The organism is Streptomyces sp. S07_1.15, assembly GCF_020739505.1.
GTDB lineage: Bacteria > Actinomycetota > Actinomycetes > Streptomycetales > Streptomycetaceae > Streptomyces > Streptomyces xinghaiensis.
On sequence record NZ_JAJBZK010000001.1, the window covers coordinates 6,484,993 to 6,506,515 of the forward strand.

Annotated in this window: 19 protein-coding genes; 16 read left to right on the forward strand and 3 right to left on the reverse strand. The window is 72.8% G+C overall.

Annotated elements, in window-relative coordinates; translation table 11 throughout:
- Window positions 1–9: 9 nt before the first annotated feature.
- The 9 genes from LIX60_RS27885 to LIX60_RS27925 all read left to right on the forward strand — a co-directional run bounded on the left by LIX60_RS27885 (window position 10) and on the right by LIX60_RS27925 (window position 10,448).
- On the forward strand, window positions 10–771 hold the full coding sequence (locus tag LIX60_RS27885; RefSeq protein ID WP_227961718.1) for a YebC/PmpR family DNA-binding transcriptional regulator: 762 nt from the start codon (window positions 10–12) through the stop codon (window positions 769–771).
- A 148-nt stretch (window positions 772–919) separates the two neighbouring features.
- On the forward strand, window positions 920–1,582 hold the full coding sequence (gene ruvC, locus LIX60_RS27890; RefSeq protein ID WP_227961721.1) for a crossover junction endodeoxyribonuclease RuvC: 663 nt from the start codon (window positions 920–922) through the stop codon (window positions 1,580–1,582).
- Window positions 1,579–2,202 carry a Holliday junction branch migration protein RuvA gene (ruvA, locus tag LIX60_RS27895; protein WP_019708754.1) on the forward strand — a complete coding sequence of 208 codons (624 nt, stop codon included), beginning with the start codon at window positions 1,579–1,581 and terminating at the stop codon, window positions 2,200–2,202. The genes ruvC and ruvA overlap by 4 nt, the downstream gene beginning before the upstream one ends.
- Window positions 2,203–2,268: 66 nt before the next feature.
- Complete coding sequence (ruvB, locus tag LIX60_RS27900; RefSeq protein WP_043472272.1) at window positions 2,269–3,354, forward strand: Holliday junction branch migration DNA helicase RuvB; 1,086 nt, start codon at window positions 2,269–2,271, stop codon at window positions 3,352–3,354.
- A 168-nt stretch (window positions 3,355–3,522) separates the two neighbouring features.
- Window positions 3,523–4,041 (forward strand): preprotein translocase subunit YajC, encoded by a 519-nt coding sequence (gene yajC, locus LIX60_RS27905; protein WP_227961723.1) that lies wholly within the window; start codon window positions 3,523–3,525, stop codon window positions 4,039–4,041.
- A gap of 183 nt (window positions 4,042–4,224) precedes the next feature.
- Window positions 4,225–5,982: a protein translocase subunit SecD gene (gene secD / locus LIX60_RS27910; protein WP_227961725.1), complete on the forward strand. Its 1,758-nt coding sequence runs from the start codon at window positions 4,225–4,227 to the stop codon at window positions 5,980–5,982.
- Window position 5,983: 1 nt separating this feature from the next.
- Entirely contained in the window at window positions 5,984–7,168 is a 1,185-nt protein-coding gene (gene secF / locus LIX60_RS27915; RefSeq protein ID WP_227961727.1) for a protein translocase subunit SecF, read from the forward strand.
- Window positions 7,169–7,172: 4 nt separating this feature from the next.
- Window positions 7,173–7,733: an adenine phosphoribosyltransferase gene (locus LIX60_RS27920; RefSeq protein WP_227961729.1), complete on the forward strand. Its 561-nt coding sequence runs from the start codon at window positions 7,173–7,175 to the stop codon at window positions 7,731–7,733.
- Between the two features lie 210 nt (window positions 7,734–7,943).
- The gene (locus LIX60_RS27925) at window positions 7,944–10,448 is read left to right on the forward strand and encodes a bifunctional (p)ppGpp synthetase/guanosine-3',5'-bis(diphosphate) 3'-pyrophosphohydrolase (protein ID WP_227961731.1); all 2,505 of its coding nucleotides are present in this window, start codon (window positions 7,944–7,946) and stop codon (window positions 10,446–10,448) included.
- Window positions 10,449–10,529: 81 nt separating this feature from the next.
- On the opposite strand, the gene LIX60_RS27930 is transcribed toward LIX60_RS27925, so the two are convergent.
- A complete protein-coding gene (locus LIX60_RS27930; protein ID WP_227961734.1) occupies window positions 10,530–11,759 on the reverse strand; it encodes a DUF349 domain-containing protein in 1,230 nt (409 codons plus the stop codon).
- A 194-nt stretch (window positions 11,760–11,953) separates the two neighbouring features.
- Window positions 11,954–12,793 (reverse strand): peptidylprolyl isomerase, encoded by an 840-nt coding sequence (locus tag LIX60_RS27935; RefSeq protein ID WP_227961736.1) that lies wholly within the window; start codon window positions 12,791–12,793, stop codon window positions 11,954–11,956.
- A 235-nt stretch (window positions 12,794–13,028) separates the two neighbouring features.
- Here LIX60_RS27935 and LIX60_RS27940 point away from each other — a divergent pair, with 235 nt between their 5' ends.
- The 5 genes from LIX60_RS27940 (at window position 13,029) to LIX60_RS27960 (ending at window position 19,037) form a co-directional block, all read left to right on the forward strand.
- The gene (locus LIX60_RS27940) at window positions 13,029–13,742 is read left to right on the forward strand and encodes an MBL fold metallo-hydrolase (protein WP_227962952.1); all 714 of its coding nucleotides are present in this window, start codon (window positions 13,029–13,031) and stop codon (window positions 13,740–13,742) included.
- 12 nt (window positions 13,743–13,754) lie between these two features.
- Window positions 13,755–15,017, forward strand: coding sequence for a histidine--tRNA ligase (gene hisS, locus LIX60_RS27945; RefSeq protein WP_227961738.1), 1,263 nt, complete (start codon window positions 13,755–13,757; stop codon window positions 15,015–15,017).
- Window positions 15,018–15,253: 236 nt separating this feature from the next.
- On the forward strand, window positions 15,254–15,928 hold the full coding sequence (locus tag LIX60_RS27950) for a vitamin K epoxide reductase family protein (protein ID WP_227961740.1): 675 nt from the start codon (window positions 15,254–15,256) through the stop codon (window positions 15,926–15,928).
- A gap of 135 nt (window positions 15,929–16,063) precedes the next feature.
- Window positions 16,064–17,515, forward strand: a complete 1,452-nt coding sequence (locus tag LIX60_RS27955) for a replication-associated recombination protein A (protein ID WP_227961742.1) — start codon at window positions 16,064–16,066, stop codon at window positions 17,513–17,515.
- Window positions 17,516–17,585: 70 nt separating this feature from the next.
- Entirely contained in the window at window positions 17,586–19,037 is a 1,452-nt protein-coding gene (locus LIX60_RS27960) for a serine hydrolase (RefSeq protein WP_227961745.1), read from the forward strand.
- 173 nt (window positions 19,038–19,210) lie between these two features.
- Here the strand turns inward: LIX60_RS27960 and LIX60_RS27965 are convergent, their stop codons facing one another.
- On the reverse strand, window positions 19,211–20,086 hold the full coding sequence (locus LIX60_RS27965; RefSeq protein ID WP_227961747.1) for a DUF2470 domain-containing protein: 876 nt from the start codon (window positions 20,084–20,086) through the stop codon (window positions 19,211–19,213).
- A 55-nt stretch (window positions 20,087–20,141) separates the two neighbouring features.
- Between LIX60_RS27965 and rpsD the strand changes: the two genes are divergently transcribed.
- Together rpsD and LIX60_RS27975 are read left to right on the forward strand one after the other, a co-directional pair.
- Window positions 20,142–20,753: a 30S ribosomal protein S4 gene (rpsD, locus tag LIX60_RS27970; RefSeq protein ID WP_019708740.1), complete on the forward strand. Its 612-nt coding sequence runs from the start codon at window positions 20,142–20,144 to the stop codon at window positions 20,751–20,753.
- 330 nt (window positions 20,754–21,083) lie between these two features.
- Window positions 21,084–21,521 (forward strand): DUF948 domain-containing protein, encoded by a 438-nt coding sequence (locus LIX60_RS27975; protein ID WP_227961749.1) that lies wholly within the window; start codon window positions 21,084–21,086, stop codon window positions 21,519–21,521.
- Window positions 21,522–21,523: the final 2 nt, after the last annotated feature.

Here is a 21,523-nt window from a genome sequence, read left to right on the forward strand (position 1 = left end):
AGCGAGGCTGTGTCCGGCCACTCCAAGTGGGCAACCACCAAGCACAAGAAGGCCGTGATCGATGCCAAGCGCGGCAAGCTCTTCGCCAAGCTGATCAAGAACATCGAGGTCGCGGCCCGTACAGGGGGCGGTGACCCGGACGGCAACCCCACGCTCTACGACGCCATTCAGAAGGCGAAGAAGAGCTCCGTTCCGAACAAGAACATCGACAGCGCCGTCAAGCGCGGCGCGGGTCTGGAAGCCGGCGGCGCCGACTACCAGACCATCATGTATGAGGGCTACGGCCCGAACGGTGTCGCGGTGCTCATCGAGTGCCTCACCGACAACCGCAACCGCGCCGCCTCGGACGTCCGGGTGGCGATGACCCGCAACGGCGGCTCCATGGCCGACCCGGGCTCGGTCTCGTACCTCTTCAACCGCAAGGGCGTCGTCATCGTCCCCAAGGGCGAGGACGGCAAGCTGACGGAGGACGACGTGCTGGGCGCCGTGCTCGACGCGGGCGCCGAGGAGGTCAACGACCTCGGTGAGTCCTTCGAGGTCATCAGCGAGGCCACCGACCTCGTCGCGGTCCGCACCGCGCTCGTCGGCGCGGGCATCGACTACGACTCGGCCGAGGCCAGCTTCGTCCCCACCATGCAGGTGCAGCTGGACGAGGAGGGCGCGCGCAAGATCTTCAAGCTGATCGACGCGCTCGACGACAGCGACGACGTGCAGAACGTCTTCGCGAACTTCGACGTCCCGGACGAGGTCATGGCGAAGGTCGAGGCCTGATCCACCGGCACCGCACCACGCGGCACCGCGCGCCGGAGCCACGGCGCGGCACGGGCCGACGGGACACACCCCGTCGGCCCGTCGCGCTGTCGGCGGCAGCCGATAGCCTGCAGGAACACCTGACCGAATCGAGGGGAGGGGCGCCGCTGTGCGCGTACTGGGCGTGGACCCGGGGCTGACCCGGTGCGGCGTCGGCGTCGTCGACGGGGCCGCCGGCCGGCCGCTCACGATGCTCGGCTTCGGAGTGGTCCGCACCCCCGCCGACGCCGACGTCCCCGACCGGCTCGTCCTGGTCGAACAGGGCATCGAGCAGTGGCTCGACGAGCACCGCCCCGACTGCGTCGCCGTGGAACGGGTGTTCAGCCAGCACAACGTCCGCACGGTCATGGGCACCGCCCAGGCCAGCGCCGTCGCGATGCTCTGCGCGGCCCGCCGCGGCCTGCCCGTCGCGCTGCACACCCCCAGCGAGGTCAAGGCCGCCGTCACCGGCAGCGGCCGCGCCGACAAGGCGCAGGTCGGCGCCATGGTCACCCGCCTGCTGCGGCTCGGCGCGCCGCCCAGGCCGGCCGACGCGGCCGACGCCCTCGCCCTCGCCATCTGCCACATCTGGCGCGCACCCGCCACCAACCGCCTCCAGCAGGCGCAGGCCCTGGCCCGCGCGCAGCACACGGCGCTCCGCTCCGGCCGCGAACCGGGAACCCCCCGCGCCCCGCGCCCGGCGGGCGCCCCGGCCGCCGTCCCCGCGCGGCCCGCAGCCGCGAGCCCGGCCGCCGCCCGGCCGGAGAACACCCCCGGAGAGGGACCATCGTGATCGCCTTCGTCAGCGGCCCCGTCGCCGCGATCGCCCCGGGCAGCGCCGTCGTCGAGGTGGGCGGCTTCGGCGTCGCCGTCCAGTGCACCCCGGACACCCTCTCCGGGCTGCGCCTCGGCGAGCAGGCCAGGCTCGCCACCTCCCTGGTGGTCCGCGAGGACTCCCTCACCCTCTACGGCTTCGCCGACGACGACGAGCGGCAGGTGTTCGAACTCCTCCAGACCGCCAGCGGCGTGGGCCCCCGGCTGGCCCAGGCCATGCTCGCCGTGCACCGCCCCGACGCCCTGCGGCTCGCCGTCTCCACCGGGGACGAGAAGGCCCTCACGGCGGTACCGGGCATCGGGAAGAAGGGCGCGCAGAAGCTCCTCCTGGAACTCAGGGACCGGCTCGGCGAGCCCCTGGGCACCGGAGCCGCCGCCCGGGCGAAGACCTCCGGGCCCGCAGCCTGGAGCGAGCAGCTGCACGCCGCCCTGATCGGCCTCGGCTACGCCCCCCGCGAGGCCGACGAGGCCGTGGCCGCCGTCGGCCCGCAGGCCGAGGAGGCCCTCGCCGCGGGCACCGCCCCGCCCGTGCCGCAACTGCTGCGCGCCGCCCTGCAGAGCCTGAACCGCACCCGCTGACCCGGACCGGGGCCGGGACCCGCGAGCCGGACCCGGTCACCGGCACCCGCCGAGCTGAGAGAGACCATGAACTGGGACGACACCCCTACCGACACCGCGGCCGGGACCGAGGCCGGGGAGCGGCTGGTGGACGCCGGTGCCGCCGGTGAGGACCAGGCCATCGAGGCGGCGCTGCGCCCGAAGAACCTGGGCGAGTTCGTCGGCCAGGAGCGGGTCCGCGAGCAGCTCGACCTCGTCCTGCGCGCCGCCCGCCAGCGCGGCGCCACCGCCGACCACGTCCTGCTGTCCGGCGCCCCGGGCCTCGGCAAGACCACCCTCTCCATGATCATCGCCGCGGAGATGGGCGCCCCGATCCGCATCACCTCCGGCCCGGCCATCCAGCACGCCGGCGATCTCGCCGCGATCCTCTCCTCCCTCGCGGAGGGGGAGGTCCTCTTCCTCGACGAGATCCACCGGATGTCCCGGCCCGCCGAGGAGATGCTCTACATGGCGATGGAGGACTTCCGGGTCGACGTCGTCGTCGGCAAGGGCCCCGGCGCCACCGCCATCCCCCTGGAACTCCCGCCCTTCACCCTGGTCGGCGCCACCACCCGGGCCGGACTGCTGCCGCCGCCGCTGCGAGACCGCTTCGGCTTCACCGGGCACATGGACTTCTACGAGCCCGCCGAGCTGGAGCGGGTGCTGCACCGCTCCGCCCAGCTGCTGGACGTCGAGATCGAGCCCGACGGGGCCGCGGAGATCGCCGGCCGTTCCCGCGGCACCCCCCGGATCGCCAACCGGCTGCTCCGCCGGGTCCGGGACTACGCCCAGGTCAAGGCGGACGGGGTGATCACCCGCTCCATCGCGGAGACCGCTCTCGGCGTCTACGAGGTGGACGGGCGGGGCCTGGACCGGCTCGACCGCGCCGTCCTGGGCGCGCTGCTCAAGCTGTTCGGCGGGGGACCGGTCGGCCTGTCCACCCTCTCCGTCGCGGTGGGCGAGGAGCGCGAGACGGTCGAGGAGGTGGCCGAGCCCTTCCTGGTCCGGGAGGGGCTGCTGGCCCGCACCCCCCGCGGCAGGGTCGCCACCCCGGCGGCCTGGGAGCATCTGGGGTTGCGGCCGCCGCAGAACGCGGGCGGCTCCGGCGGTCAGCAGGGCCTCTTCGGGGTCTGACGGCGCGGTCCCCTCGCCTGCCCCGGAACCCCGGTGCCATGCTGGACGTTGTTCCATCGGCGCGAACTCGCTTAGACTCCGCCGATGCCGTCCCATGCACCGGACGGCGCACCCACCCCCGAATACCAGGCCGCATCCCCTGCGGTCGTGCGAAGGAAACCCCGTCCCGTGAATATCGTCACTCTCCTCCCCTTCATCGTGCTCATCGGGGCCATGGTCCTCATGACCCGCTCGGCGAAGAAGAAGCAGCAGCAGGCCGCCGCGATGCGTGACCAGATGCAGCCGGGCACCGGTATCCGCACGATCGGGGGCATGTACGCCACCGTCAAGGAGGTCGGCGACGACACGGTCCTCCTGGAGGTCGCTCCCGGGGTCCACGCCGTCTACGCCAAGAACGCCGTCGCCGCGGTCCTCGAGGACGCGGAGTACAACAGCATCGTGCACGGTACCGGCTTCGACGGCGGCGAGCTCAAGTCGGACACCCCGGTCGTCCCGGACGACGCGTCCTCGCTCACCGCGGCGGACCGTCCGGCGGCCGGTGACGAGCCCGTGGTCGACCTCGGCAAGGACGCCGCCGGCGAGCGCGGCGACGCCGCAGGGGAACCGGCCGGCGACAGCGAGGCCGCCGAGGCAGGCAAGGCCGCCGAGGCCGACAAGAAGGACGACGGCGGCACCGGCGCGAAGTAGGCACGTCCGCGGGGCGCGACCGCCCGCGCCGGGTGCCGTCGTCCGAGACCGGGACACGGCCCCGCCGCACGGGGCACCACCGCCCGCCGGACGTCCGTACCCGCGGAGCACCGTCCTCCATTACACTTCGTGGCCGCCCGCTCACGACCGATGCGGTGCGGTTGGACAGGGAGAATCGAGAAGGTGGCAGCACCGAAGAAGGGCCGGCGCCCCTCGGGGGCCCAGGGCAGGCCGGGGCGCACCCTGGTTCTGTTCCTGATCGCCGTGGTGGCGCTGACCGGGGGGATGTTCCTCTCCGGGCACACCACACCGCGACTGGGAATCGACCTCGCGGGCGGGACGACCATCACGCTCACCGCCAAGAACCAGCCCGGTGAGCAGAACGCGATCAACCAGACGAACATGAACACGGCGGTCGGCATCATCGACCGCCGTGTCAACGGTCTGGGTGTGACCGAGGCCGAGGTGACGACCCAGGGCGACCGCAACATCATCGTCAACCTCCCCAAGGGCACCGACGAGGAGCAGGCGCGGGAACAGGTCGGCACGACCGCCCAGTTGCAGTTCCGTCCGGTGCTGGGGGTCGCGCAGGGCGCACCCGCCCCCGAGCCCACCGGGAGCCCTTCGGCCGGCGCGGACGACGAGGGCAAGAACGGCGACAAGGCCGGGGAGAGCGGGGAGAAGGACGCCGAGTCCGCGGAGCCCTCTCCCTCCTCCACCACCCAGGGCCGTGCCCTGACCGACGCGCTCGCCGCCGACGCCTCGGAGAAGCCCGAGGCGGCGCCCACGCAGTCTCCCGGCGAGACCGGCACCCCCGAGGCCCCCGCGCCGGAATCCGGGGTTCCCGCCGAGCTCCAGAAGAAGCTCGACGCTCTGGACTGCTCGAAGCCCGAGGAGCGTGCCAAGGCCGGCGAGGGCGACAAGCCCGGTGACAACACCGTCGCCTGCGACCAGGAGGGCACCGTCAAGTACGCGCTCGGCCCGACGGATGTCGCCGGCACGGAGGTCGACGACGCCAAGGCGCTCTTCGACTCCCAGACGGGCAAGGGCTGGGTGGTCACCCTCGACTTCAACGGCAAGGGCGCCGAGCAGTTCGCGGACGCCACCGAGCGGATCTCCCAGCAGCAGCCGAACCAGTTCGCCATCGTCCTGGACGGTGAGGTCGTCTCCGCGCCGTCGGTCGACACCCGCATCGGCGGCGGCAACGCCGAGATCTCCGGCAGCTTCACCCAGCAGTCCGCCGAGGACCTGGCCAACGTCCTGTCCTACGGCGCCCTGCCGCTCTCCTTCGAGGAGAGCAACGTGACGACGATCTCGCCCACGCTCGGTTCCGAGCAGCTCAAGGCGGGCCTGATCGCCGGAGCCATCGGACTGGCCCTGGTCGTCGTCTACCTGTTCTTCTACTACCGGGTCCTGGGACTCGTCGCGGTCTCCAGCCTGGTGGCCGCCGCCCTCCTGACCTACGTGATCATGACACTGCTCGGCCCGGCCATCGGCTTCGCGCTCAGCCTCCCGGCCGTCTGCGGTGCCATCGTGGCCATCGGCATCACGGCGGACTCCTTCATCGTCTACTTCGAGCGGATCAGGGACGAGATCCGCGAGGGCCGCACCGTCCGGTCGGCCTTCTTCCGGGCCTGGCCGAGCGCCCGGCGGACCATCCTGGTCTCCGACGTCGTCTCGATCATCGCCGCCGTCGTGCTCTTCATCGTCTCGGTCGGTTCGGTGCAGGGCTTCGCCTTCGTGCTGGGCCTCACGACGGCCGTGGACATCGCCATCGTCTTCTTCCTGACCAAGCCCCTGATGACGATCCTGTCCGGCCGGCCGTTCTTCACCAGCGGCCACCCCCAGTCCGGGCTCGACCCGAAACGGCTCGGTGCCAGCCCGCCCCTGCGCGGGCGGCGCCGCCCGGCCCTCGCCACCACCGACCCGAAGGAGGCATGAGATGTCACGACTCGGCACCCTCGGTGGCAAGCTGTACCGCGGCGAGTTGAGCTACGACTTCGTCGGCCGGCGCAAGTTCTGGTACGGCATCACGCTGCTCGTCGTCATCACGGCCCTGGCCGGGCTGGGCGTCCGCGGGCTGTACCTGGGCATCGAGTTCCAGGGCGGCGCCGTCTTCACCACCCAGCCCTCCGCCCCCATCTCCATCGAGCAGGCGCGGGAGACGGTCCGTGAGGCCTCCGGGCGCGACGCCCGCGTCCAGGAACTGGGAAGCGGCGCGCTCCGCATCCAGGTCACGGAGCTGACCACCGAGCAGTCCGGCGAGACCCGGGAAGCCCTCGCCGAGGAGCTCGGCATCGAGGCCAAGGACCTCAACGTCGAGCTGGTGGGACCCAGCTGGGGTGACCAGATGACCACGAAGGCCATCCAGGGCCTGGTGGTCTTCCTGGCCCTGGTGAGCGTCTATCTGGCGATCGCCTTCGAGTGGCGGATGTCCGTGGCCGCCCTCGTCGCCCTCCTCCACGACCTGATCATCACCGTCGGCGTCTACGCGATCGTCGGCTTCGAGGTGACCCCGGGCACCGTGGTCGGTGTGCTGACGATCCTCGGTTACTCGCTGTACGACACGGTGGTGGTCTTCGACAAGGTCAAGGAGAAGACCCAGAACTACACCAAGCAGACCCGCTACACCTACGGGGAGCTGGCCAACCTCGGCATCAACGCCACGGTGATCCGCTCGGTGAACACCTCGGTGGTCGCCCTGCTGCCGGTGGCCGCGCTGCTCTTCATCGGCAGCGGCCTGCTCGGCGGCGGCATGCTGAAGGACATCGCGCTGTCGCTCTTCGTCGGCCTCGCCGCGGGTACGTTCTCCTCGATCATGATCGCCACCCCGATCTCCGTGGACCTGCGCCTCCGCCAGCCGGACGTGAAGGCCCACGACCGCCGGGTGCTGGGCAAGCGCGCCCGCCGGGAGGCGGCCGGTGAGCAGGACGGCGCCGACGGGCCCGCCGGGGAGGACACCGGCCGGGAGGACGAGGACTGGGAGACCGGCGCCGGGGACGAGGCCGACGGCGCCCCGGAGCCGCGGGCCGCGGCCCCGGCCGGTGCCACCTCCGCCGACGTCCCCCGCCCGCCCGCCGCCCGCGGCGGACGCGGACGCGGGCGCGCCTCCGGAAGGCGGAGGTGATCCGGTGACCGCCGCCGCCCCGGTGTCCCAGGAGCTGCAGAGCCGGCTCCTCGGCCGCATCCGCGATGTGCCCGACCACCCGAAGCCGGGCGTGACCTTCAAGGACATCACCCCGCTGCTGGCCGACCCGGCCGCCTTCGGCGCGCTCACCGACACCCTCGCCGAGCTGTGCCTGCGGCACGGCGCGACCAAGGTCGTCGGACTGGAGGCGCGCGGGTTCATCCTCGCCGCCCCCGCCGCCGTCCGCGCCGGGCTGGGCTTCGTCCCCGTCCGGAAGGCCGGCAAGCTGCCCGGGGCCACCCTGGGCCAGGCGTACGACCTGGAGTACGGCAGCGCCGAGATCGAGATACACGCCGAGGACCTGGACCCCGGCGACCGGGTGATGGTGATCGACGACGTGCTGGCCACCGGCGGGACCGCCGAGGCGTCCCTGTCGCTCATCCGGCGGGCCGGAGCCGGTGTCGCCGGGGTGGCGATGCTCATGGAGCTGAGCTTCCTCGACGGCCGGCAGCGGCTCGAGCGGTCACTCTCCGGCGCCCCGCTGGAGGTCCTCCTCACCCTCTGAGACGCGGATCACAGCATGACCGAGGGCGGGCGCCACCTGGGCGTCCGCCCTCCGTCATGTCTCCGTGAACGCCCGGCTCCCGGCCCCGGCGGGAGCCGGGCCGCGCCGATTCACCGGGGGCCGATACCATGGATGTCCGGATCTCAACGGGAGTCCGGACCCGTCTCCCCGGCTGCCCGCGGGGAGAGGCCACCCCCCTGAGGAGTGCTCTTGCCGGACAAGGCCAAGCCGCTCACCGCCGCGACGCAGCCGGAGAAGCCCGCCGAGACCACGGCGGCGGACACGACCGCGCGCCGGAACGGGAGCGCGGCCGAGCCGGTGACGCCACTCTCCGCACCCAAGCCGAAGCCCCCCGCCACCGAGACCCGCTCGAACGGCGCGAGCGCCACGGCGCGCCCCGCGCCCGGCGCCGTCGCGCGCTCCGGCTCCTCCAACCGGGTGCGCGCCCGGCTGGCCCGGCTCGGGGTGCAGCGCTCCAGCCCGTACAACCCGGTGCTCGAACCGCTGCTGCGCATCGTCCGCAGCAACGACCCCAAGATCGAGAGCGCCACGCTCCGCCAGATCGAGCGGGCCTACCAGGTGGCCGAGCGCTGGCACCGCGGCCAGAAGCGCAAGAGCGGCGACCCGTACATCACCCACCCGCTCGCGGTGACGACCATCCTCGCCGAGCTCGGCATGGACCCGGCGACGCTCATGGCGGGCCTGCTGCACGACACCGTCGAGGACACCGAGTACGGCCTGGACACCCTCCGCCGCGACTTCGGCGACCAGGTCGCCCTCCTCGTCGACGGGGTCACCAAGCTCGACAAGGTCAAGTTCGGTGAGGCCGCCCAGGCCGAGACCGTGCGGAAGATGGTCGTCGCCATGGCCAAGGACCCGCGGGTCCTGGTCATCAAGCTGGCCGACCGGCTGCACAACATGCGCACCATGCGCTACCTCAAGCGGGAGAAGCAGGAGCAGAAGGCCCGCGAGACCCTGGAGATCTACGCCCCGCTCGCGCACCGGCTGGGCATGAACACCATCAAGTGGGAGCTGGAGGACCTCGCCTTCGCGATCCTCTACCCCAAGATGTACGACGAGATCGTGCGGCTGGTCGCCGAACGCGCCCCCAAGCGCGACGAGTACCTGGCGATCGTCACCGACGAGGTCCAGGCCGACCTCCGCGGCGCCCGCATCAAGGCCACCGTCACCGGCCGCCCCAAGCACTACTACAGCGTCTACCAGAAAATGATCGTCCGCGGCCGCGACTTCGCGGAGATCTACGACCTGGTGGGCATCCGCGTCCTGGTGGACACCGTCCGCGACTGCTACGCGGCGCTCGGCACCATCCACGCCCGCTGGAACCCGGTGCCGGGGCGGTTCAAGGACTACATCGCGATGCCCAAGTTCAACATGTACCAGTCGCTGCACACGACGGTCATCGGGCCCAACGGCAAGCCGGTCGAGCTGCAGATCCGCACCTTCGACATGCACCGTCGCGCCGAGTACGGCATCGCCGCGCACTGGAAGTACAAGCAGGAGGCCGTCGCCGGCGCCTCCAAGGTCCGCACCGACGCCCCCCGCGGAGCCGGCGGCAAGGACGACGCCATCAACGACATGGCGTGGCTGCGGCAGCTGCTGGACTGGCAGAAGGAGACGGAGGACCCGGGAGAGTTCCTGGAGTCGCTGCGCTTCGACCTCTCCCGCAACGAGGTCTTCGTCTTCACCCCCAAGGGCGACGTCATAGCGCTGCCCGCCGGCGCCACCCCCGTCGACTTCGCCTACGCCGTGCACACCGAGGTCGGCCACCGCACCATCGGCGCCCGGGTCAACGGCCGCCTCGTACCGCTGGAATCGACCCTGGACAACGGCGACCTGGTCGAGGTCTTCACCTCCAAGGCGCCCGGCGCCGGCCCGTCCCGGGACTGGCTCGGCTTCGTCAAGTCGCCCCGGGCCCGCAACAAGATCCGCGCCTGGTTCTCCAAGGAGCGCCGGGACGAGGCCATCGAGCACGGCAAGGACTCCATCGCCCGGGCGATGCGCAAGCAGAATCTGCCCATCCAGCGCATCCTCACCGGAGACTCGCTGGTCACGCTGGCGCACGAACTGCGCTACCCGGACATCTCCTCGCTCTACGCGGCCATCGGCGAGGGCCATGTCACCGCGCAGAACATCGTGCAGAAGCTGGTCCACGCCCTGGGCGGGGAGGACGAGGCCAACGAGGACCTCGCCGAGTCCACGCCGCTGCGCCCCCGGACCAAGCGGCGGGCGAAGGGCGACCCGGGCGTGGTGGTCAAGGGCGTCGACGACGTCTGGGTGAAGCTGGCCCGCTGCTGCACCCCGGTGCCGGGGGATCCGATCATCGGCTTCGTCACCCGCGGCAGCGGCGTCTCGGTGCACCGCGCGGACTGCGTCAACGTGGACTCGCTCTCCCAGCAGCCCGAACGCATCCTGGAGGTGGAGTGGGCGCCGACCCAGTCCTCCGTCTTCCTGGTGGCCATCCAGGTCGAGGCGCTGGACCGGTCGCGGCTGCTGTCGGACGTCACCCGCGTGCTGTCCGACCAGCACGTCAACATCCTCTCCGCGGCCGTGCAGACCTCCCGGGACCGGGTGGCCACCTCGCGCTTCACCTTCGAGATGGGCGACCCGAAGCATCTCGGCCATGTGCTGCGGGCGGTCCGCACGGTGGAGGGCGTCTACGACGTCTACCGCATCACCTCGGCCCGCCGGCCGTGAGAACGGCGGGACCGGGAACGGCGAACGGCCCCGGTACGCATCATTTGCGCACCGGGGCCGTTCCGCGTCCCTGCCCGCGGCTCAGCCGCCGAACTCCTGCAGGCCCTTGAGCGCCTGGTCCAGCAGGGCCTGACGGCCCTCCAGCTCCTTGGTGAGCTTGTCGGCCTTGGCGTTGTTGCCCGCGGCGCGGGCCGCGTCCACCTGGCCGCGCAGCTTGTCCACGGCGGCCTGCAGCTGGCCGGTGAGCCCCTCGGCGCGGGCCCGCGCCTCCGGGTTCGTCCGCCGCCACTCGGCTTCCTCGGCCTCCTGGATGGCCCGCTCGACCGCGTGCATCCGGCCCTCGATCTTCGGGCGGGCGTCGCGCGGTACGTGGCCGATGGCCTCCCACCGCTCATTGACCGAACGGAAGGCCGCCCGCGCCGCCTTGAGGTCGGTGACCGGCAGGAGCTTCTCCGCCTCGGTCACCAGCTCCTCCTTGCGGGTCAGATTCTCCCGCTGCTCGGCGTCGCGCTCCGAGAACGCCTCGGAGCGGGCCTGGAAGAAGACGTCCTGCGCGCCGCGGAAACGGCTCCACAGATCCTCCTCCGCCTCCCGCTGGGCGCGGCCCGCCGCCTTCCAGGAGGACATCAGCTCGCGGTACCGGGCGGCCGTCGGGCCCCACTCGGTCGAGCCGGAGAGCGCCTCGGCCTCGGCGACCAGCTTCTCCTTGGCCTGCCGGGCCTCCTCGCGCTGCGCGTCCAGCGCGGCGAAGTGCGCCTTGCGCCGCTTCGAGAACGCCGAACGGGCGTGGGAGAAGCGGTGCCACAGCTCGTCGTCCGTCTTGCGGTCGAGCCGGGGCAGCCCCTTCCAGGTGTCGACCAGTGCGCGCAGCCGCTCGCCGGCCGACCGCCACTGATCACTGCCCGCCAGCTCCTCGGCCTCGGCGACCAGCTTCTCCTTGGCCTGCCGGGCCTCGTCGGACTGCCGGGCCTTCGCCGCCCGGCGCTCCTCGCGCCGCGCCTCGACGACCTCGACGAGCTTGTCGAGCCGCTGCCGCAGGGCGTCGAGGTCGCCCACCGCGTGGTGCGCGTCGATCTGCTCCCGGATGTGGCCGATGGCCGTCATCGCGTCCTTGGACGACAGGTCGGTGGTCCGCACCCGGCGTTCGAGGAGGCCGATCTCCACGACCAGCCCTTCGTACTTGCGCTCGAAGTAGGCAAGGGCCTCATCGGGAGAGCCGGCCTGCCACGATCCGACGACCTTCTCGCCCTCGGCCGTACGCACGTACACGGTCCCCGCCTCGTCGACGCGGCCCCACGGGTCGCTGCTCACAGCGCCTCCTCCACATGATGCCGCCACGAGCTCACGGCTCGCGGGCATCGTCCACAGTTCCGCCCTCCTCGCCCCCTGCGGGGAGGAGGGGCCCGGGCCGGCTCAATCGCCCTGACCGGTTACACGCCAAACATAGGCGAACCCCGGGCCGGCTGTCCGCATCCGGACGGCCGGGATTTGGCATACCGAGCGGCTCAGGACTTGCGCACCGTCGCCTTGTTGATCACGACGGTGGCGTTGGGCGCGGTGTTCTGCGTCGCGTCGGGGGCGGCGGCGCCCGCGTCGGCGATCTTCTTCAGGACCTTCATGCCAGCCTCGTCGATGGTCCCGAACGGCGTGTAGTCGGGCGGCAGCTGGCTGTCCTGGTAGACGAGGAAGAACTGGCTGCCGCCGCTGTCCCGGCCCTTCTTCTCCACGGCGTTGTACTTGTTGGCCATCGCCACGGTGCCCGCGGGATAGACGTTCCCCTTGAGCTTCGGGTCCTTGAGGTTCTCGTCCGGGATGGTGTAGCCGGGGCCGCCCTGCCCCGTCCCCTTCGGGTCGCCGCACTGCAGGACGTAGATGCCGGACTCCGTCAGCCGGTGGCACCTGGTGTGGTCGAAGAACCCCTCGCCCGCCAGGAAGTTGAAGGAGTTGACGGTGCGCGGTGCCTTCTCCGCGTCCATCGTGATGCCGATGTCGCCGCAGGTGGTCTCCAGCTCCATCACATAGGAGGCCGAGGTGTCGATCGTCATCGCCGGCTCCTTCTTCCACTGCTCGGTGCCGGGCTCGCCCTCGGCCGGCTCGTCGCAGGGGTCGGGGGCCTTGCTCGTCGCGGACGTCTCCGGGGAGGCCGCTGCGTCGTCCTTTTTCTTGCCGTCGCCGCCCAGGCCCGCCGTGGCGGCCGCCGCGGCGCCCGCGACGAGAACGGCGGCCACCGCGGCCGCGATCACCGCGTTGCGGCGGCGTGCCCTGCGCCGCTGGGCGCGGCGCTCCTGCTGCCGTTCGAACTTCTTCCGGGCGAGTTCTCTCCGCCGCTGGTCGCTCGTGGCCACCGGTCCGTCTCCTCGTGACGTGGGGGGTCTGTCGGTCGTTGTGCCGGTCGTTGCGCCGGTCGTTCTGCCGGTCTTGTCCGTCGTGGTCCTGTTCGTGTCCGTCGCGGTCCGCCCCGGTGCGCCCGGCCGGCGCGGAACCTGGCCGTACCGTATACGGGTTCGCGGCCGGTGGACCGCCGCCGGTAGGCTCTGACCTGATCGACATCAGTTACCGGACCACATGTTGGGGACGATTGTGCTCATTGCCGGGTTCCCCGCCGGGGCCTGGGGGACCAACTGTTACCTGGTCGCCCCCGCCGCGGGCGAGGAGTGCGTGATCATCGACCCGGGCCACGAGGCGGCCCCCGGCGTCGAGGAGACGCTCGCCAAGCACCGCCTCAAGCCCGTCGCCGTCGTCCTCACCCACGGGCATCTCGACCACGTCGCCTCGGTCGTGCCCGTCTGCGGCGCCCATGACGTACCGGCCTGGATCCACCCCGAGGACCGCTACATGATGAGCGACCCGGAGAAGGCCCTCGGCCGCTCCATCGGGCAGCAGCTCATGGGCGAGCTGACGATCGGAGAGCCCGATGACGTCAGGGAACTGGCCGACGGCGCGAAGCTGGAGCTGGCCGGCCTGGAGTTCGGCGTCGCGCACGCGCCCGGGCATACCAAGGGGTCGGTGACCTTCCGGATGCCCGAGCGGGCCGATGTGCCGCAGGTCTTCTTCTCGGGCGACCTGCTGTTCGCCGGCTCCGTCGGACGCACCGACCTGCCCGGCGGCGACCACGCCGAGCTGCTCCGGTCGCTGGCCCGGGTGTGCCTGCCGCTGGACGACTCGACGGTGGTGCTGTCCGGCCACGGCCCCCAGACGACCATCGGCCGCGAGCGCGCCGCCAACCCGTTCCTGCGGGAGGTGGCCGCCGGCCCCGGAACGGCCGGACCGGCCGTTCCACGACGAGGAATGTGAAGAATTCCCCCAGTGAGCACCTTCAAGGCCCCCAAGGGCACGTACGACCTGCTCCCGCCCGACTCCGCCGTGTACCTCGCGGTGCGGGAGGCGATCTCCGCCCCGCTGCGGCGGGCCGGCTACGGCTACGCCGAGACCCCCGGCTTCGAGAACGTCGAGCTGTTCTCGCGCGGTGTCGGTGAGTCGACCGACATCGTCACCAAGGAGATGTACACCCTCACCACCAAGGGCGGCGACGAGCTGGCGCTGCGCCCCGAGGGAACCGCCTCCGTGCTGCGCGCCGCGCTGGAGGCCAACCTCCACAAGGCCGGGAACCTCCCGGTGAAGCTCTGGTACTCCGGCTCGTACTACCGCTACGAGCGCCCGCAGGCGGGCCGCTACCGGCACTTCTCGCAGGTCGGCGCCGAGGCCATCGGGGCCGAGGACCCGGCGCTCGACGCCGAGTTGATCATTCTCGCCGTGGACGCCTACCGGTCGCTGGGCCTGCGGAACTTCCGGCTGCTGCTGAACTCGCTCGGCGACCAGGAGTGCCGCCCGGTCTACCGCGCCGCGCTCCAGGACTTCCTGCGCGGGCTCGACCTCGACGAGGACACCCGGCGGCGCATCGAGATCAACCCGCTGCGGGTCCTCGACGACAAGCGGGAGGCCGTGCAGAAGCAGCTCACCGGAGCACCGATGATGCGCGACCACCTGTGCGCGTCCTGCACGGCGTACCACGAACAGGTGCGCGAGCTGCTGACCGCCGCGGGCGTGGTCTTCGAGGACGACACCAAGCTGGTCCGCGGCCTGGACTACTACACCCGCACCACCTTCGAGTTCGTCCACGACGGCCTGGGCTCGCAGTCCGCGGTCGGCGGCGGCGGGCGGTACGACGGGCTCTCCGAGATGATCGGCGGACCGTCCCTGCCGTCCGTCGGCTGGGCGCTCGGCGTGGACCGCACGGTGCTCGCCCTGCGCGCCGAGGGCGTCGAGCTCGCCCTGCCCCCGGCCACTCAGGTGTACGCGGTGCCGCTCGGCGAGGAGGCACGGCGCGCGCTCTTCGGCGTGGTCACCGAGCTGCGCCGGGCCGGGGTCGCGGCGGACTTCAGCTACGGCGGCCGCGGTCTCAAGGGCGCCATGAAGTCGGCGAACCGCAGCGGGGCGCGGATCGCCCTGGTCGCGGGGGAGCGGGATCTGGCCGAGGGCGTGATCCAGCTCAAGGACCTGGAGAGCGGCGAGCAGCGGGCCGTACCGGCCGACGAGGCCGTCGCGGCGGTCCGGGCCGCGCTGGACTGACGCGGACGGCCGCCGCCTCCGCGGTGAGGGCCCGTACGGAAGGCGCTTCCGTACGGGCCCCGGCACGTCCCCGCCGGCTCTCCTTATGGCCGCCGAACAACCGGTGCGGAAGAATGTTCGGCCGGATGTCCCTCGTCCGGTGGACCGGCCGGACGAGGGCGCCGACCGGTGCCACAATGTGCGGGATCCGCCCGGGCACCGGCCTCGGGACCGACGGAAGCGACGGAAACGGCGATATGACGATGACAGAGCGGGATGACGTGTCCGCCACCGACGGGGACGGCGGCGGGGGCACGGGGTACGGGACGGCCGGTGTCCGCGGCGCCCTCGGCAGCGGCCGCGCCTTCGCCCTGATGCTGGTGATCACCGGTGCGGCGGGCCTCCTCGCGGCCTGGGTCATCACGCTCGACAAGTACAAGCTGCTGGAGGCCAAGGCGGAGGGCACCACCTTCACCCCCGGCTGCAGCCTCAACCCGGTCGTCTCCTGCGGCAACATCATGGAGAGCGACCAGGCCTCCGTCTTCGGCTTCCCCAACCCCATGCTGGGCCTGGTCACCTACGGCATGGTGATCGCCATCGGCGTGGCCCTGCTGGGCGGCGCCCGCTTCCCCCGCTGGTACTGGCTCGGCCTGAACGCCGGCACCCTCTTCGGCGTGGGCTTCTGCATGTGGCTCATGTACCAGTCGCTGTACGTCATCGGCTCGCTCTGCCTGTGGTGCAACCTCGCCTGGGTCGCCACCATCGTGATGTTCAGCTACGTCACCGCGCACAACATCCGGCACCGCCTCCTCCCGGCGCCGGACGGCCTGCGCCGCGCGGTGGCGGAGTTCCACTGGGTGCTGCCGGTGGTCTGGATCGGCGCCATCGGCATGCTGGTCCTGACCCGCTGGTGGGACTTCTGGACGGGCTGAGCCCCCGCCCTCCCGGCTCCGCCGGCTGCCCCGCGCCCCGTCACCCCGCTCCGGCGGTGACGGGGCGTCCGCGTGCCATGGCCCGCGCACCCGGCCCGGACGGCGCTGTCGGCGCGGTGCCTTAGGGTTTCCGTCGTGGAGCCCGACCTGTTCACCGCCGCCGCCGAGGACCGTCAGAGCAAGGACCCGGCGAGCAGCCCCCTGGCCGTACGGATGCGTCCGCGCACCCTGGACGAGGTGGTGGGCCAGCAGCATCTGCTGCGGCCCGGGGCGCCGCTGCGCCGGCTCGTCGGCGAGGGGGAGGGCGGCCCGGCCGGACCGTCCTCGGTGATCCTCTGGGGCCCGCCCGGCACCGGCAAGACCACCCTCGCGTACGTCGTCAGCCAGGCCACCAACAAGCGCTTCGTCGAGCTCTCCGCGATCACCGCCGGGGTGAAGGAGGTGCGGGCCGTCATCGACGGCGCCCGCCGCGCCTCCGGCGGCTACGGCAAGGAGACGGTGCTCTTCCTCGACGAGATCCACCGCTTCAGCAAGGCCCAGCAGGACTCCCTGCTCCCCGCCGTGGAGAACCGCTGGGTCACGCTCATCGCCGCCACCACCGAGAACCCGTACTTCTCGGTCATCTCCCCGCTGCTCTCCCGCTCGCTCCTGCTCACGCTGGAGCCGCTGACCGACGAGGGCCTGCGCGATCTGCTGCGCCGCGCCGTCGCGGACGAACGCGGGCTCGGCGGCGCCGTCTCCCTGACGGCGGACGCGGAGAACCATCTGCTGCGGATCGCCGGCGGCGACGCCCGCCGCGCGCTCACCGCCCTGGAGGCCGGTGCCGGATCGGCCATCTCGCAGGGGGAGAAGGAGATCACCCTCCGGGCGCTGGAGGAGGCCGTCGACCGGGCGGCGGTGACGTACGACCGCGACGGCGACCAGCACTACGACGTGGCCAGCGCCCTCATCAAGTCCATCCGCGGCTCGGACGTGGACGCCGCGCTGCACTATCTGGCCCGGATGATCGAGGCGGGCGAGGACCCCCGGTTCATCGCCCGGCGGCTGATGATCTCCGCCAGCGAGGACATCGGCATGGCCGACCCGACGGCCCTCCAGACCGCCGTCGCGGTGGCCCAGGCGGTGGCCCTGATCGGTTTCCCGGAGGCCCGGATCGCGCTCGGCCAGGCGGTGATCGCCCTCGCCCTGGCGCCCAAGTCCAACGCCGCCTACCTCGCGATCGACGCGGCCCTGGCGGACGTACGGGCCGGGCTGGCCGGCCCCGTACCGCCGTATCTGCGCGACGGCCACTACAAGGGCGCGCAGAAGCTCGGCCACGCGCAGGGCTACGTCTACCCGCACGACGTCCCCGGCGGCATCGCCGCGCAGCAGTACGCCCCGGACGCCGTCCACGGCAAGCGCTACTACGAGCCGACGCGCTACGGGACGGAGGCCCGTTACGCGGACGTCGCCGAGCGGGTCAGGGCCCGCCTCCGCGGCGATCCACCGCCGCGCCCGCCGGAGCGCGCACCGTCCCGGCCCCCGGCGGAGGAGCGCCCGGAGAGATCCGGGGGAGAGCCGGCGGGGGAGGACGGGAGCGCCGTATGACCGGCGGGTCCCCGGCAGCGGGCCGGGAACCGGCTCGATCGCGCTCCGCCGGCGGGGGCAGGATGCTCTCATGACCGACCCTGCCCTCAGTTCCTCCGGCCCCGCCGCCCAGGGCGTCGACGCGGCCGGCGTCCACACCTTCCTCGACGCACTCGAAGCCGACCCCGGGATCGAGCCCCACAGCCTGATGATCGTGCGGCACGGACAGCTCGTCGCCTCGGGGTGGTGGGCTCCGTACACCCCGGAACGCCCCCACCTGCTGTACTCGCTCAGCAAGAGCTTCACCGGGACCGCCGCCGCCCTGGCCGAGGCCGAGGGCCTGCTCGACTTCGACGCGCCGGTCGTCTCGTACTTCCCGGAGTTCGAGGCCGGCATCACCGATCCGCGCAGCCGCGCCCTGCTCGTCCGGCACGTGGCGTCCATGGCGAGCGGCCACCGGCGCGACACGGTCGACGAGGCCTACCGGCGGGACCCCGCCGAGCCCGTCCGGGGATTCCTCCTGCTGCCGCCCGACCGGGACCCGGGCACGGTCTTCGCCTACAACCAGCCCGCCACCTACACGCTCGCCGCGATCGTCCAGCGCGTGACCGGGCAGTCGCTCACCGGCTACCTGCGGCCCCGGCTGCTGGATCCGCTGGGCATCGGGGAGGTGTCCTGGCGGCGCGACCGCACCGGCCGCGAACTCGGCTTCAGCGGACTGCACGCCACCACCGGCGCCGTCGCCCGGCTCGGGGAGCTGTATCTGCGCGACGGGATATGGGAGGGCCGGCGGCTGCTGCCCGAGGGGTGGGCGGCCAGGGCGGCGCGCCCCCGCATACCGACCGCCGGAGCCATGGGCGACGCGGACCGGCAGGACTGGGACCGGGGCTACGGCTACCAGTTCTGGAAGTCCCGGCACGGCTACCGGGGCGATGGCGCGTACGGCCAGTTCTGCCTGGTGCTGCCGGAGCAGGACGCGGTGATCGCGACGACCGCGGCGACCGAGCGGATGCAGGAGTTCCTGAACCTCGTCTGGGAGCATCTGCTGCCCGCCTTCGGCCCCGGGCCGCTGCCCGGCCGGGAGGCCGCCGACGCGGAACTGCGGGACCGCCTCGACCGCCTCGCCCTGCCACCCGCCCCGGGCCGGTCCGCACCCCCGGAGCGGGCCGGGGACTGGGCGGCCACCGAGTTCACGTCCCCCGGGGACACCGGACCGGTCCGGGCGGCCGGGCTCGCCCGGGACGCCGGGGGCTGGACGCTCACGCTGACCGGGGAAGGGGACCGGCCCGAGCGCCCGGACCGGCTGAACCTGCGCGTCGGCGGGGAGGGCTGGACGGTCGCCGAGGAACCCGTCCCCACCGCGGTGAGCGGCGGCTGGACCGATGCCGGGACGCTGGCCGTGGAGACGGTGTTCCTGGAGACCCCGCACCGCCTGGCGCTGACCTGCTCGCTCGCGGACCGGACGGTCACCGCGCACTGGCGCACCCGGCCCCTGCACGGCAACCGGCTCACCGCGCTGGGCGCCCCGCGCGGCTCCGCCTGAGCCCGGCCGGAAGGCCGTGGGGAACGGGCGCGGCGCCTTCTTCCCCACGGGCGCCGGTCATCCCCACGCGCCGGTCATCGCGGAGCGGCTTGCTGGTGACCCGGGGTTCGCCCCCGCCGAAGGCCGGAGGGTCCGCGGCGGCCTCCGGACGCCGGCGGGGGCGGCGCGGGCCGTCACCGGTCCCCCTCCGCGGCGGTGAACAGCGCCCCCAGCGCGCGGCGGACTTCTGTGACGTCCCTCACCGGCCCGGAGAAGTCGAAGCGGGCGTCGAAGACCGGCTCGCCGCCCTCCGTGAAGCGGACGCGCAGCCCGAAGCGGTCCAGCGAGAGCGGTACGCCCCGGCCGCGCGCGCCGCAGATCCGGTCGGCCCGTTCGCCGAGCAGCCCGCACAGCCCGCGCAGCGCGTCACCGTGCGCGGTGGCCAAGTGCTGGAGGATTGCCGCCTCGTGACCTGCGAGGGGGTCGGCCGCGGCGGCCGCGAAGGCGTCCGGTTCGACGGGTTCCGCGCCCCAGAGGTCGTCCACCGCGGCCTCGCCGACCTCCAGCCGCAGCACCGCCCGGGTGACCGGATCACCGCCGCCGGCCGGGACGGCCCCCGGGTGCGTACGGGCGAGCAGTGCCAGTCCCTCGGCCCGTTCCCGGCCCCGGAGCGGGGTCAGCCAGCCGCCGAGCCACGCCCGGCCCCGGATACGATGGGGTACGGCGACGGGCGCGACGTCCGAGATCTCGATCAGGGCGGTGAGTTCGTCGTGCTGTGCGTGGGCCGCGGCGCGAGCCGCGGGGGAGTCCCCGGGCATCAGCAGCAGCACGTCCCCGTCCGCCGTGACGGCGCGTGCCGAGGGCGCACCGGCGCCCCAACCGCCCGAGTCCGTGCCCGGAATGGTCAGCACGGCGGAGGCGTTCGACTCCGCGAGGGTACGTACGCGTTCGGCTGCCGTCGGCTGCCGGGCGTCTTCCCAGGGGCGCGGCTGACCCGTCGTCCCGGCAGGGGCCGGCACGGATTCCGTGGGACGGCCGGAGCCGGGCATGGGGCTCCCAGGTCGAAACATGCGTTCTCCTCCGATAAGGTAAGCCTCACCTAACTTACATGGAGGGTGTTTCCCCGTGAACCAGTCGCGTCCCAAGGTCAAGAAGTCGCGTGCCCTGGGCATCGCCCTGACGCCGAAGGCCGTCAAGTACTTCGAGGCCCGCCCGTACCCGCCGGGCGAGCACGGCCGTGGCCGCAAGCAGAACAGCGACTACAAGGTCCGGCTGCTGGAGAAGCAGCGTCTGCGCGCCCAGTACGACATCAGCGAGCGCCAGATGGCCCGTGCCTACGACCGCGCTCGGAAGGTCGAAGGCAAGACGGGCGAAGCCCTCATCGTCGAGCTGGAGCGCCGTCTGGACGCGCTCGTCCTGCGGTCGGGCCTCGCCCGCACGATCTACCAGGCCCGCCAGATGGTGGTCCACGGCCACATCCAGGTCAACGACCGCAAGGTCGACAAGCCGTCCTTCCGGGTCCGCCCGGACGACGTGGTGCAGGTGCGGGAGCGCAGCCGCACCAAGCACCCCTTCCTGGTCGCCCGCGAGGGCGGCTACGACACCGACGGCGAGACCCCGCGCTACCTGGAGGTCAACCTCCAGGCGCTGGCCTTCCGCCTGGACCGGGACCCCAACCGCAAGGAGATCCCGGTCATCTGCGACGAGCAGCTGGTCGTCGAGTACTACGCCCGCTGACGCCCGCGCACGCCGGCCGGCGCCCGCGGAAACGTATCGCCTCGCGCGGGCGCGGCCGCCGGGCGGGAACCGCCGTCTCCCCGTTCACACCCGGGGGAGGCGGCGGTCCGCGTTCCGGCCCGGCCGGGCCTTCCGGCGCCACGGCAAATCGGGTACGGGGCCGTCGGCGCGAGACGCTAGGCTTCTGCCAGGTCCCGCGCCGCCGAACAGGCCGGACCGCCCGGCGGACCGGCCCGCCCGGCCCGCCGCCCGGCGCGCGGGCCCCCGGCCGGGGCCGGTAACCTCCCGGGGCGCATCCGGGTCGCAGTCGTCTGAGGGAGCGGTGCCAAGGTGTCCGGTGGAGAAGTGGCCGGGATTCTCGTAGCCGTATTCTGGGCGATTCTGGTGTCCTTCCTGGCCGTGGTGCTGGTGAGGCTGGCCCAGGTGCTCAGGGCGGCCACCCACCTGGTGGCGGACGTCACCGAGCACGCCGTCCCGCTGCTGGGCGAGGCCTCCGAGACCGTCCGCTCCGCGCAGACCCAGCTCAGCAGGGTCGACGCCATCGCGTCCGACGTCCAGGAGGTCACCTCCAACGCCTCGGCGCTCTCCTCGACCGTCGCCTCGGCCTTCGGCGGCCCGCTGGTGAAGGTTGCCGCGTTCGGCTACGGCGTCCGCCGGGCAATCGGACGCAAGGGCGCGCCGCAGGGGCAGCGCCGCACCGTGATCAGGAGTCGCGCGGTGCCCCCGGCCCGCAAGGGCGGCCGGGGCGACCGGCGAGGGAGAGGCTGACC

Excerpts from the sequence above, each read along its gene's own strand:
- ruvB (WP_043472272.1), top strand. The coding sequence starts at position 2,269 with ATGAACTGGGACGACACCCCTACCGACACCGCGGCCGGGACCGAGGCC.
- LIX60_RS27960 (WP_227961745.1), top strand. The coding sequence starts at position 17,586 with ATGACCGACCCTGCCCTCAGTTCCTCCGGCCCCGCCGCCCAGGGCGTC.
- secF (WP_227961727.1), top strand. The coding sequence starts at position 5,984 with ATGTCACGACTCGGCACCCTCGGTGGCAAGCTGTACCGCGGCGAGTTG.
- LIX60_RS27965 (WP_227961747.1), bottom strand. The coding sequence starts at position 20,086 with ATGTTTCGACCTGGGAGCCCCATGCCCGGCTCCGGCCGTCCCACGGAA.
- LIX60_RS27950 (WP_227961740.1), top strand. The coding sequence starts at position 15,254 with ATGACGATGACAGAGCGGGATGACGTGTCCGCCACCGACGGGGACGGC.